13 protein-coding genes and 2 tRNA genes are annotated in these 12193 nt (G+C 62.3%); 4 read left to right on the top strand and 11 right to left on the bottom strand.

Features of this window, described 5'->3' with window-relative positions; genetic code table 11:
• Window positions 1–23 precede the first annotated feature (23 nt).
• The 3 genes from JX25_RS04425 to JX25_RS04415 all read right to left on the bottom strand — a co-directional run bounded on the left by JX25_RS04425 (window position 24) and on the right by JX25_RS04415 (window position 3261).
• Window positions 24–830 carry an ABC transporter permease gene (locus tag JX25_RS04425; protein ID WP_128253871.1) on the bottom strand — a complete coding sequence of 269 codons (807 nt, stop codon included), beginning with the start codon at window positions 828–830 and terminating at the stop codon, window positions 24–26.
• The gene (locus JX25_RS04420; RefSeq protein WP_128253870.1) at window positions 827–1705 is read right to left on the bottom strand and encodes an ABC transporter permease; all 879 of its coding nucleotides are present in this window, start codon (window positions 1703–1705) and stop codon (window positions 827–829) included. Before JX25_RS04420 ends, JX25_RS04425 begins: the two co-directional genes overlap by 4 nt.
• A gap of 155 nt (window positions 1706–1860) precedes the next feature.
• Window positions 1861–3261 carry an aminotransferase-like domain-containing protein gene (locus JX25_RS04415; protein WP_128253869.1) on the bottom strand — a complete coding sequence of 467 codons (1401 nt, stop codon included), beginning with the start codon at window positions 3259–3261 and terminating at the stop codon, window positions 1861–1863.
• 82 nt (window positions 3262–3343) lie between these two features.
• On the opposite strand from JX25_RS04415, the gene JX25_RS04410 reads away from it, so the two are divergent.
• The gene (locus tag JX25_RS04410) at window positions 3344–3553 is read left to right on the top strand and encodes a DUF1127 domain-containing protein (protein ID WP_128253868.1); all 210 of its coding nucleotides are present in this window, start codon (window positions 3344–3346) and stop codon (window positions 3551–3553) included.
• 51 nt (window positions 3554–3604) lie between these two features.
• On the opposite strand, the gene rpsI is transcribed toward JX25_RS04410, so the two are convergent.
• The 3 genes from rpsI to JX25_RS04395 form a co-directional block, all read right to left on the bottom strand.
• A complete protein-coding gene (gene rpsI, locus JX25_RS04405) occupies window positions 3605–4093 on the bottom strand; it encodes a 30S ribosomal protein S9 (protein ID WP_128253867.1) in 489 nt (162 codons plus the stop codon).
• Between the two features lie 2 nt (window positions 4094–4095).
• Window positions 4096–4560, bottom strand: coding sequence for a 50S ribosomal protein L13 (gene rplM / locus JX25_RS04400; RefSeq protein WP_128253866.1), 465 nt, complete (start codon window positions 4558–4560; stop codon window positions 4096–4098).
• Window positions 4561–4705: 145 nt separating this feature from the next.
• A complete protein-coding gene (locus JX25_RS04395; RefSeq protein ID WP_128253865.1) occupies window positions 4706–5479 on the bottom strand; it encodes an SseB family protein in 774 nt (257 codons plus the stop codon).
• Window positions 5480–5624: 145 nt separating this feature from the next.
• Here JX25_RS04395 and JX25_RS04390 point away from each other — a divergent pair, with 145 nt between their 5' ends.
• The 3 genes from JX25_RS04390 to kdsA are packed head-to-tail and all read left to right on the top strand — an operon-like array spanning window position 5625 to window position 8702.
• Window positions 5625–6284, top strand: a complete 660-nt coding sequence (locus JX25_RS04390) for an ABC transporter ATP-binding protein (RefSeq protein WP_128253864.1) — start codon at window positions 5625–5627, stop codon at window positions 6282–6284.
• On the top strand, window positions 6262–7860 hold the full coding sequence (locus JX25_RS04385; protein WP_128253863.1) for a KpsE/RkpR family capsule polysaccharide export protein: 1599 nt from the start codon (window positions 6262–6264) through the stop codon (window positions 7858–7860). The genes JX25_RS04390 and JX25_RS04385 overlap by 23 nt, the downstream gene beginning before the upstream one ends.
• 11 nt (window positions 7861–7871) lie before the next feature.
• Window positions 7872–8702, top strand: a complete 831-nt coding sequence (kdsA, locus tag JX25_RS04380) for a 3-deoxy-8-phosphooctulonate synthase (protein WP_128253862.1) — start codon at window positions 7872–7874, stop codon at window positions 8700–8702.
• Between the two features lie 36 nt (window positions 8703–8738).
• On the opposite strand, the gene JX25_RS04375 is transcribed toward kdsA, so the two are convergent.
• From JX25_RS04375 to lon, 5 genes are all read right to left on the bottom strand, one after another.
• Complete coding sequence (locus JX25_RS04375; protein ID WP_128253861.1) at window positions 8739–8999, bottom strand: spike base protein, RCAP_Rcc01079 family; 261 nt, start codon at window positions 8997–8999, stop codon at window positions 8739–8741.
• A gap of 85 nt (window positions 9000–9084) precedes the next feature.
• Window positions 9085–9160: transfer RNA gene (locus JX25_RS04370), tRNA-Val, on the bottom strand.
• A gap of 13 nt (window positions 9161–9173) precedes the next feature.
• Window positions 9174–9248: transfer RNA gene (locus tag JX25_RS04365), tRNA-Val, on the bottom strand.
• A 19-nt stretch (window positions 9249–9267) separates the two neighbouring features.
• The gene (locus JX25_RS04360; RefSeq protein WP_128253860.1) at window positions 9268–9618 is read right to left on the bottom strand and encodes an HU family DNA-binding protein; all 351 of its coding nucleotides are present in this window, start codon (window positions 9616–9618) and stop codon (window positions 9268–9270) included.
• Window positions 9619–9723: 105 nt separating this feature from the next.
• Window positions 9724–12129 carry an endopeptidase La gene (gene lon, locus JX25_RS04355; RefSeq protein WP_128253859.1) on the bottom strand — a complete coding sequence of 802 codons (2406 nt, stop codon included), beginning with the start codon at window positions 12127–12129 and terminating at the stop codon, window positions 9724–9726.
• Between the last annotated feature and the right edge of the window lie 64 nt (window positions 12130–12193).

Below are 12193 nucleotides of genomic sequence, written 5' to 3'. Positions count from 1 at the left end.
GGAGGCGGGGGGCGTCTTGGGGATCAAATGAAACCTCCGGTATCCTTGCCGCCGGACTTCGCGATGCCGCGGCGACGGTAATATTCAGCAATGGTCAGAAGCAGCACCGAAAGCGCCACCAGCAGCGTGCCAAGCGCCATGATGACAGGCACCGCAGCAGGGAAACGGAACTGCGAAAAGATATAGACGGGCAGCGTGACATGCGTTCCGCCAAGGAAGAAGGCGATGATGAATTCATCCAGCGACAGCGTGAACGATATCAGCAGCGAGGAGATGATCCCCGGCATGACCAGCGGCAGGATCACCAGCCGGAAGGCCGAAACCGGCGTCTCCCCCAGGTCATAGGCCGCTTCCTCCAGCGACCGGTCCAACCCCTGAAAAGCCGAGGACAGGATCGCGATGGCGAAAGGCGTGGTCATCAGCACATGGCCAAGGATGATGGTAAGGATCGAAAGCGGCACGCCGATCCCCAGCAGCACAACCAGAAGCGAGACCGCCACGATAATCTCGGGCAGGACCAGCGGCAGCATGATCAGGCCCATCACCGGCGCCTTGCCCGGAAAGCGATAGCGGGTTGATGCGCGGGCGGCCAGAACGCCCAGAACCGTGGAAAGAATGGCGGTGGAAATCGCAACCGTCAGCGAATTCTGCAGCGCGGGCCAAAGCCCGGGCTCGGACCACATCTGGGTGAACCATTTCGTGGTGAACCCCTGAAGCGGAAACGCGATCACCGTGGCATTGTTGAAGGCAAAGATCGGCAGCAGGATGATCGGCGCGTAAAGGAAGACCAGATACGCGATGGTATAGATGCGGAAGATGCCGCCCTTCATTTCGGCCCCCGGATATAGCGGCGTGTCAAAAGCAGGAAGATCAGGCTGATCACCGCCACGATCCCCATGGCCGAAATGGCCAGCGCCGAACCAAGCGGATAGTTGTCAAGCCGCAGGTATTGCAGCTGGATCAGGTTCGCGACCATGCGCCCCTCCGGCCCGCCCACAAGCTGCGGCGTCACGTAATCGCCGATGGTCGGGATGAACACGATCAGCACCGCGGCCACCACGCCGGGCATCGCCAGCGGCAGCGTCACGCGCAGGAAGGAGACGATCTTGGATTCCCCCAGGTCCTGCGAGGCCTCCAGCAAGGAACGGTCGATCTTTTCCAGCGCCACGAAGATCGGCAGGATCGCAAAGGGCGCATAGGCATGGGCAAGGGTGATGATGACCGAGTTCACGTTGTAAAGCAGGAACGTCAGCGGCTCCGTTATGATGCCAAGCTTCATCAGGCCCGCATTCATCACGCCGTTATAGCCAAGGATCACCTTCCACAGAAACACGCGGATCAGATAGCTGGTCCAGAACGGGATGGTGATCAGGAACAACCACGTGGACTTGCGCGCCGGGTCAACGTGAAAGCTGACGAAATAGGCCACCGGAAAGGCCAGCAGCACCGTTGCCGCCGTCACCAGCGCCGACACGCCCAGCGACCGCAGCATCACCCCGCGATAAAGCGGGTTTGTCCACGCCTCGGAGTAGTTCGCCCATGTGAATTCCCGGAGGATCTCAAGGTATCCGTCGGTCAGGAAGCTGTAGGTAAGCAGAAGAAGCAGCGGCGCGGCCAGCAGCAGCAATGCATAAATTGCGGGCGGTGCGATCAGCAGAAGGCCGCCAGCCGTCTCTGCCCCGGCACCTTTGGCGCGTCGAGCCATGCTTCCTCCTTTATGGGATCTTCGTCCGGATTCTGCACAGGCTGCGCACCGGCGACAAGGGGAATTCGTTTCCCCGCCATCAGCTTTCATGCAGAAGTCATACGTCCGAAAATCGCCGTATGGCAGCGATTTAGGTGGATGCGTTCATGTATCTTCTAAACAACCAGCTCCGCAGGCGGACTTAGAAGAAGATCGCGCAGGCTGTGCACGGCTTTCGCGAATCGTTCGCGCGGCATCCCGCCTGCAACTGCAAGTCGAACCGCGTTGGGCGCGTGCCCGTTGATCAGTGCATATTCATCGGCCGATCGGACAAGCACACCCACCGATTGGGCCATGCGTGCGAAGGTGGAGCCCCGCCATCCCCCCGGAAGGCGCAGCCACACAAAGGGCACGCTGGGTTGCCAGCGGATATCCTGCCCTTGAAGCGCCTGAACCATGATCGAAAGGCGCTCCGCAAACTCCACCTGCGTTTGCTGGCGAAGCTTTTGCGCAGTGCCGGACAGCATCAGTTCCTGCACCAGATCGGCCACGGGCCTGGGCAGCGCGAAGCTGACATGCTGCGCCGTCAGGCGGCCTGCCATGCCCATGCCGCGCGGGCAGATGGCATAGCCGAACCGCAAGCTGGCCGAGACCGACTTGGACAGGCTGCCGATGTACCACGCCCGCTCGGGGATATGGGCACGGATCATGGGGGACGAGCTTTCGGCCACGGAATAGCAGTCGTCCTCAATCACCTGCAGATCATACGCTCGGGCAATCAGCGCGATTTCCGACCTCCGGCTTTCTGGCATCCGGGCGGCGGTGGGGTTCTGCGCCTCCGTCGTTACGCACAGGATCTGTGCCTTGTGGCGGCGGCATGCCGCCTCTAGCGCGTCGGGCCGCAGGCCGTGCTGGTCAAGCTCCACCCCCACAGTTTCGGCGCGCGACAGGCGGGCGGCGTGGCGGAAGCCGGGATAAGCCAGATCCTCGGCCAGCACCACGGGCCGGTCGCCGCGCAGGCAGCAGTTCAGCACAAGGTTGATCGCTGCCTGCCCGCCATGGGTCAGGGCCACGTCTTCCTCCTGCACCTCGCCCATGATGCGATCGGCAACCCAGTGGACAACGGCCTGCCGCAGATCCGTTTCAGCCGTCTGGGTCGGATAGTCAACATAATCGTCCCCCACCCGCTCGGCGACACGCATCATGGCAGCCCGGATCGCCGCCCCCTGCCCGGCATGCGGCAGCGACGGGGACCGCAGATCCACCACGCCCTGCGTCACAAGCGATCCGTCCACGAAAAGCGGCTGTGTCGGTCCGAGCTGGGGCGTTGTGGCCGCAACAAACGTCCCCCGCCCCACGGTTGCCGCCAGCAGCCCTTCCTGCGTTGCAAGCTGATATGCGCGGGAAACGGTGCCGGGCGTGATCTCCAGGCGCCATGCAAGATCGCGAACCGTGGGAAGCTGGGCGCCTGCAGGCAGCGTTCCCTTGCGCACCGCGTCACGCAGTGCACGCGACAGCGCAAGATATTTCGGACCGGGATATTGTGCCAGATCAGGACGCCAGTTTGTGTCTGTCACAATAAATCCCTCGCCCGAATATATGGCACAATCTATGTTTGAGTCACGTTATGCCACATATTGTATCGACACAAGGTGCATCATGTCCCTGCCGAACAATCTGCAAGCTGCGCTGCCCCTGCCGCCGTTCGCGCGGGCAGCCTTTGGAATCGCAAACACCATCCTGAACTGGGAACTGCGCCGGATCACGCGCCGGCGCCTTGCCCTGCTGGACGATTACCAACTGGCCGATATCGGCCTGACCGCGGAAGACGCGGCAATGGAAGCGGAAAAACCGTTCTGGCGCCCCTGACATGTAAAAAGGCCCGCCGATTGGCGGGCCTTTCTTTTGGTCGAAACCGTATCAGCGCTTCGAGAACTGGAAGCTGCGGCGGGCTTTTGCCTTGCCGTATTTCTTCCGTTCCACAACGCGGCTGTCGCGGGTCAGGAAGCCAGCGGCTTTCAGGGCGCCACGCAGTGCGGGATCGTAAAGTTGCAGGGCCTTGGACACGCCGTGCTTCACAGCACCGGCCTGACCGGACAGACCACCGCCGGCAACCGTTGCGTAAACGTCGAATTGGCCTTCAACGTTTGCGATCTGGAACGGCTGGCGCAGGATCATCTGCAGCACCGGGCGGGCGAAGTAGACGGCCATTTCCTTGCCGTTCACCACGACCTTGCCCGAACCCGGCTTGATCCAGACGCGGGCAACCGCGTCCTTACGCTTGCCGGTTGCATAGGCGCGGCCCTGTGCGTCGCGCACAGGTTCGCGGTTGATGGAAACAGCCGCAGCTTCCGGAGCAGCGTCCGAGACGGCCGATTTCAGATCGTCGAGGGATTTGATGTCAGCCATGATCAGGCGCTCCGCGTGTTTTTCTTGTTCAGCGACGCGATGTCGAGAACGGTCGGCTGCTGTGCCTCGTGCGGGTGCTCGGCGCTGGCATAGACGCGCAGGTTCGTCATCTGCTGACGACCCAGCGAGTTGCGGGTGATCATACGCTCAACAGCCTTGGTCACCACACGCTCGGGGTGCGCGCCGTCCAGCACTTGTGCCGCGGTGCGGAACTTGATGCCGCCCGGGTGACCGGTGTGCCAGTAGTAGCGTTTGTCGCTGCGCTTCTTGCCCGTCATCTGCACCTTGTCGGCGTTGATGACGATGACATTGTCACCCATGTCCATGTGGGGGGTGAACGACGGCTTGTTCTTGCCGCGCAGGATGTTGGCGACGATCGTGGCGAGGCGGCCCAGAACGATGCCTTCGGCATCGATCAGGATCCACTTCTTCTCGATGTCCGCCGGGGTAGCGGTGAAGGTTTTCATCTCTGAACCCTATCGAAGTGAAGCGAGGCTGCCCTCGCGAATTGATGGTGGTGTATCGTTCATATCGCGCCGCCCGTCAAGCGGCGCGCGCAATGAATAAATGAGGAAAAACAACCGCTTACAAAAACGGTATCATACTACCCCACTATCGGAGGCGTGGCGGGCGGTCCGGATCGCTGCCCGGTGCCTGCGGGGCGGGACGTTCGGGTCCGGCCGGGGCGGGCATGTCCAGCCGCAGGCCGGTTTCCGCCATCAGCCGCGCGGCAGGGCCGTCAGGCAGGCAGACGACGTCCATCTCTCCCGCATCGATGCCGGAAAAGGTCAGCGCCTCGCCGGCGGCACGGGCCAGCGCATCCTCTGCCCCGTCCTTTGCGCCGATGAAGGCCAGCAGGTGCCCCCGTCGCCCGTCGGCATAGCTGACGCCGGCCAGCAGCGCATGGTCGGCCAAACCGCCCGAGCGTGACAGCTTCTGGCCAAGGGCGTCCAACAGGCGCTGCGGAACGCTGGGCGCGTGAAAGCCCGTGGGCACGGCCTCGGCCGCTTCAGGGGCGTGTTCCAGCGTGCCGGCAAGCCAGTCCACGGCCTCGGGCGGAAGAAGCATGGCGCTGTCGGCACCAAGGTTTACGGCAAGGCCGGTTCCCTGCCCCGCCAGCTGCTGCGCAATCACACGGCCCGGCAGCGCGGCATAAGCGTTGATCGACCCGGTGAAAGCCGACATCTTCTCGTCGCTGTCGAAAGCCAGCACATAGGGGCCGTCCTCCAGCGGGAACAGGCGCGGGGTGATGGTGCCGCCGCGGGCCTCTTCTTCCACCAGCAGCACCAGCTCGGCATCGGCAAGCTGTTCGTAAAAGGAAAGCCGCGCCGCATCATCGGCATCGTCCGCGGCCATCCGGGCATAGGCGTGATCAAGGGGCGTCATGGCGTTCTCCTTTTGCGGCAGGGCTATCTTCATCCGGGGGCCCGGACAAGCCTTGCGAATTGTCAACGCGATCATCCTGCCGTAGAGCTAGACACGAGACCTTAATACCTGCCCGGTAGATGGCCGAACCTGACAGGATGCGGGGATGATCGAGTTCGACAATGTCAGCAAGTCCTTCTGGACCGGAACGCAGCGCAAGGTGATCCTTGACGGGGCGTCGTTCCGCGTAGAAATCGGAAATTCGCTGGGGATCCTTGCCCCCAACGGCACCGGCAAGACCACCATCATCAACATGATGGCGGGGCTGGAAAAGCCCGATGAAGGAACCATCACCCGCACCTCGCGCATCTCATTCCCGCTGGGCTTCATGGGCGGGGTGATCGGCAAGCATACCGCGAACGAAAACGCGCGCTATGTTGCGCGCCTTTACGGGCTTGATCCAGATTACGTCGAAAGTTTCTGCCGCTGGCTGGCGGACATCAAGGAATATTTCGACATGCCCGTCGCCACCTATTCGGCGGGCATGAAATCGCGGTTCACCTTCGCACTGATGCTGGCGCTGGAGTTCGATATCTATCTTATCGACGAAGGGATGCCCACGACGACGGATGTCGAATTTAACCGCAAGGCCGGCATGATCCTGCAGGAGCGGCTGGCAAACGGCACCATGGTGATCGTGTCGCACCAGCCCAAGACGCTGGAAAAATTCTGCCGCACTGCCGCCGTTCTGCGCAACGGCCAGCTTTACATGTTTGATTCCCTTGAGGAGGCGAAGCGTCTCTATGACTACGAAGCTCACGGCTAGGCGCTTTCGCACGCGTCCATCCCAACCCGCCCAAGGCGATCATCCGGTATCGCAGGTGCCGCCGGAGGAGCTGTTTCCCGAAGCCGATGACGGGCTTGGCGCGGGCGTGAACCGCAGGCAGGAAAATACAGCCGCGACCGACCATCGCATCACCGCCGAGGAGATCGCCGCCGTGGAGGGCGAGGGGCTGACGGGCCGGCAGCTTCGCCTGGCGCGTCGCATCGCGGCCAAGCAAAATATCCAGGCCTCTTCGGACGTGGCGGCGGTTGTGCTGTTGCGGCGGGCAGGCATCGATCCGTTCCAGCGCGCTTCGCTGATGGATCTGGTCGTGTCCAGCAGGCAGGGGGAGGCGGAAGCCCCCACTAACCTGCCGCAGCGCATCCAGCCGATCCAGGTCCCTTCCACTGAACAGCGCGCCCGTGACAGCCATCTGAACGACCTGCGAGAGATCCAGCGTGACATCGCCCGGCGCCGCCGCCGCAAGCTGACCCTGCTGTTCGCGCGGCTGGCCTTCTTCGTGCTGCTGCCAACGATCATCGCGGGCTACTACTTCTACAACATCGCGACGCCGCTTTATTCGGCGAAATCGGAATTCGTGATCCAGCAATCGGAAAACCCCACCACTTCGGGCGGGCTTGGCGGCATGGTATCCGGCCCGTCGCTGAGCGCGCTGCAGGATTCCATTGCGGTGCAGGGCTATCTGCAATCGCGCGAAGCGATGACACGCCTGAACGAGGATCTGGGCTTCCGGGAACACTTCTCCGCCCCATCGATCGACGTTCTGCAGCGCCTTCCGGCCGATGCCACGATGGAAGACGTCTATAACGTTTATGAAAAGAACGTGAAGATCTCTTTTGATCCCACCGAAGGGATCATGAAGATGGAGGTCATCGCCGAGGATTCGCCGACGGCCGTCGCCTTCTCTGAAGCGCTTATCGGCTATGCCGAAGAACAGGTGGACCAGCTGACAGCGCGTATGCGCGAAGACCAGATGGCCGGCGCGCTGCAAGGATATCAGGACGCCGAGGCTGCGGTTCTGCGCGCCCAGATGAACCTTGTGGACCTGCAGGAACGGTTCAGCATCATCTCCTCGGATGTGGAGGTCAACCTCATCACCAGCCAACTGGCCGAACTGAATAGCCAGCTCATGCAGGATCGCCTGTCGCTAGCACAGATCGAGGCAAATCCCCAGCCGAACGAGGCGCGGATGCAGCCACTGCGGGAACGGATCGCCCGGCTTCAGGAACAGGCGCAAAGCCTGCGCGCGCAGCTGACAAACTCGGCCAATGGGGATGATTCCCTTGCGCGGCTGCAGGCCCAGCTTGCCGTTGCACAGGCCGATGTGGAAACGCGTCAGGCGATGCTGGCCCAATCACTGCAGGCGATGGAAACGGCACGGGTGGAGGCCGCGCGCCAGACGCGCTATCTGTCGCGTTCGGTCAACCCGGTGGTTTCTGATGCCCCGGTCTATCCGCGCGCGTTCGAAAACACGCTGGTATCCCTGCTGGTGTTTCTCGGTATCTATCTGATGATCTCGATGACCGTCGCTATTCTGCGCGAACAGGTTTCGTCGTAAAGGACTGCCCCATGAAAACTGTAGAAATCGGTAACCTCCAGGTCGGCAATGACCGCCCGCTTTTGCTTATCGCCGGCCCCTGCCAGCTTGAAAGCCTTGACCACGCCCAGATGATCGCTGGCCGCATGGCCGAGATCTGCAAGGCCGCCGGCGCACAATTCGTGTTCAAGGCCAGCTATGACAAGGCCAACCGCACCTCGCTGAAAGGGCGACGCGGCATGGGCATCGAGGCGGGGCTGAAGGTGCTGGAAGCTATTCGCGGCTCGGGCCTGCCCGTCCTGACGGATGTGCACGATATCGGTCAGGCGCGTGAAGCGGCAACGGTTGTGGATGTGATCCAGATCCCCGCCTTCCTGTGCCGCCAAACGGACCTGCTGCTGGCCGCTGGCGAAACCGGCGCGGTTGTCAACATCAAGAAGGGCCAGTTCCTTGCGCCCTGGGATATGGCGAACGTGGCTGAAAAGGTCGCCTCCACCGGGAACGAGCGCATCATGCTGACCGAGCGAGGGGCCTCCTTCGGGTATAACGCGCTGGTTGCCGACATGCGAAGCCTGCCGACGATGGCGAAGACCGGCTATCCGGTCATCATGGATGCCACGCATTCGGTGCAGCAGCCGGGCGGCCTTGGCGGATCTTCTGGTGGGCAGCGCGAATTCGCGCCTGTCATGGCACGCGCCGCCGTCAGCCTTGGGATCGCTGGCGTGTTCATCGAAACGCACGAAGATCCGGACACTGCCCCCTCGGACGGGCCGAACATGATCCGGCTGGACCAGATGCAGGCGCTGGTTGAACGGCTGATGGCCTTCGACGCGCTGGCCAAGGCCGATCCGATCCGCCTGTAAGGAAAGCCGCCGCCCCGAAAGGGGCGGTCGCCGCCGTCACATCCAGCCGGTAATCTTCGTGGCTGTGGTCCCGGTGGCGAGGATCCTGCGGGCGAACGGGGAATAGGTGCCGACAGGCAACTCTCCCGTTGTGCAGGTCTGACCATCCTCTGCCAGATAATTCAGAACCCCTGCCCCCGCGATAGTGACGGCACGCACGCCCTTGGGCAGATCGGCGCTGTCCGAGGGATCGATCGCCATGGCACCCAGTGCCGGTGCATTCACGCTCATCTGGTTGGCTGCAAATCGGCTGCGCATCTTCACCCCTGTAAATTGCAAGACGCGTGTAGTCTTGCCGCAAGAGGACACGAAACCTGTAATGCACCGCGCGGTGGTGCGGCAGTGGTGGGCCGTGACGGGTTCGAACCGCCGACATTTTCGGTGTAAACGAAACGCTCTACCAACTGAGCTAACGGCCCGCACTGAACGGGATGGTGGGCGATGAGGGATTTGAACCCCCGACATCTTCGATGTGAACGAAGCGCTCTACCACTGAGCTAATCGCCCGATGTCGCGGGGTTTAGCCTCAGTCGTCGGCCTCTGCAAGAGACTCTTTCGCGTTTTTGTCCGATTTCGCATCAGGATTGTGCGGGCGCAGTCTCAGCGTCAGCGGCCCGCCTTCTTCCTTCTGCTTGACGACGCGCAGCTTGCCCAGCGGGGGCAGCATCAGGTCCTCCCCCTTGCCCAGCCTTTCGGCCATGACGGCCAGAAACGCATCGACCGCCGACTTGACCGAGGAGCGCTTCTGCCCTGTCTTTTCCACCACCACGTCCAGCAGGTCCGGCATCTTGGAGGTGATGGAAGGTTCCTTGGCCGCCGGCGCCTCGGTCGCCTCGGGTTCTGCGGCTTTCTTGCGGGGAGTCGTCTTGGTAACCATGCGAATCGTTCCCTGATGGAAGGCTGCCCCGACCCTAACGGCAGGTGACCCGCCAATCCACGACAACGGCAAAGAAAAAGGCGCGCCCGAAGGCGCGCCCCGTGATCAATGTGCCGTCGGCTGCGGCATCTGCTGTTCGGCCAGGCGGCGGGCGGCGGCGGCCTCTTCAGCCGCCTCGTCCCATTCCACCGGCTCTGGCTGACGAACCAGCGCCTCGCGCAGCACCTCCCGAACGTGGGTAACGGGGATGATCTTCAGCCCCTCTTTCACGTTGTCCGGAATCTCGGCTAGATCCTTCTCGTTTTCCTGCGGGATCAGCACCGTCTTGATGCCGCCGCGCAGCGCCGCGAGCAGTTTTTCCTTCAGGCCGCCGATCGGCAGCGCGTTGCCGCGCAGCGTCACCTCGCCCGTCATGGCGATGTCCTTCTTCACCGGAATGCCGGTCAGCACCGACACGATGGAAGTGACCATCGCCAGACCCGCACTTGGCCCGTCCTTGGGCGTTGCGCCCTCGGGAACGTGAACGTGGATATCCAGCGTTTCGAACCGCGGAGGCTTCACACCCAGTTCGGGCGAAACCGAACGGACATAGCTGGAGGCCGCGTCGATCGACTCCTTCATCACATCGCCCAGCTTGCCGGTCGTTTTCATCCGGCCCTTGCCCGGCAGGCGCAGCGCCTCGATCTGAAGCAGTTCCCCCCCAACCGAGGTATAGGCCAGACCGGTCACGACACCGACCTGATCTTCCTTTTCGGCCAGACCATGCTTGTGACGGCGCACACCCAGGTAATCGCCCACCGTCTCGGCAGTCACCTCGACCGACTTGGCATTGCCCTTCACGATCTCGGTCACGGCCTTACGGGCCAGTTTCGCAATCTCACGCTCCAGGCTCCGCACACCGGCTTCGCGGGTATAGGACTGGATCACCTCGGTCAGCGCATCATCCGTGACCGAGAATTCGCCCTTCTTCAGGCCGTGGTTCTCGATCTGCTTGGGCACGAGGTGCGTCTTCGCGATCTCGCGCTTCTCATCCTCGGTATAGCCCGAAAGCGGAATGATCTCCATCCGGTCCAGAAGCGGGCCAGGCATGTTGTAGGAGTTTGCCGTGGTCAGGAACATCACGTTCGACAGGTCGTATTCCACCTCAAGATAATGGTCGACGAACGTGCCGTTCTGTTCCGGATCAAGCACCTCCAGCATGGCCGAAGCCGGATCGCCGCGGAAGTCCTGACCCATCTTGTCGATCTCATCCAGCAGGATAAGCGGGTTCGTGGTCTTGGCCTTCTTCAGCGCCTGGATGATCTTGCCGGGCATGGAGCCGATATAGGTCCGGCGGTGGCCGCGGATCTCGGATTCGTCACGCACGCCGCCAAGGCTGATGCGGATGAATTCGCGCCCCGTGGCCTTGGCAACCGACTTGCCAAGCGAGGTCTTGCCCACGCCCGGAGGACCGACGAGGCACAGGATCGGCCCCTTCAGCTTCGTGGCGCGCGCCTGCACCGCCAGATATTCGGTGATGCGTTCCTTGACCTTTTCCAGCCCGTGGTGATCGGCATCCAGCACGGCCTGCGCCTTGCCCAGATCCTTCTTCACCTTGGATTTAACACCCCACGGAACGCCCAGAAGCCAATCGAGATAGTTCCGCACGACGGTCGCCTCGGCGCTCATCGGGGACATGGTCTTCAGCTTCTTGATCTCGGCATCGGCCTTTTCGCGGGCTTCCTTGGACAGCTTGGTCTTGGCGATCCGCGCTTCCAGCTCGGCCACTTCGTTCTGGCCGTCCTCGCCATCGCCAAGTTCCTTCTGAATGGCCTTCATCTGCTCATTCAGGTAATACTCGCGCTGCGTTTTCTCCATCTGGTTCTTGACGCGGGACTTGATGCGCTTTTCCACCTGCAGAACGCTCATCTCGCCCTGCATGTGGCCATAAACGCCTTCAAGACGGGTGCCGACGTCCAGCGTTTCCAGCAGCTTCTGCTTCTCGGCGACGTCCACGCCCAGATGGCCCGCCACAAGGTCGGCCAGCCGCGCAGGGTCGCGCGATTCCGAAACGGCGGCCAGCGCCTCTTCGGGGATGTTCTTCTTGATCTTGGCGTAACGCTCGAATTCCTCGGCCACGGCGCGCAGCAGGGCATCCACCGTTTCGGCATCGCCGTCGGTTTCCGTCAGTGCCTCGGCGCGGGCTTCGAAGAAGCGGTCGTTTTCGATGAAATCGGTGATGCTGACCCGGGTCTTGCCTTCCACCAGCACCTTCACGGTGCCATCGGGCAGCTTCAGAAGCTGAAGCACATTGGCCAGAACGCCCGTGCGGTAGATGCCGTCATCGCCCGGATCATCCACCGACGGATCCATCTGCGAGGCAAGGAGGATCTGCCGATCCTCGGACATGACCTCTTCCAGCGCGCGGACCGACTTTTCGCGGCCCACGAACAACGGAACGATCATGTGCGGAAACACCACGATGTCGCGCAGCGGCAACACGGGATAGCTCGGTGCAAGAGTATCGGTCATCTAAGGTCCTTTCGCAGGAAGGCTCTGGTCCCGGTCATCGGCAACACCCGGCCTCCCCCGGCTG

This window comes from Falsirhodobacter deserti (assembly GCF_004015795.1).
In the GTDB taxonomy this organism is placed as follows: Bacteria; Pseudomonadota; Alphaproteobacteria; order Rhodobacterales; family Rhodobacteraceae; genus Falsirhodobacter; species Falsirhodobacter deserti.
The sequence above is the reverse complement of the archived record's forward strand: the minus strand, read 5'-3'. Positions and strand labels throughout refer to the sequence as shown.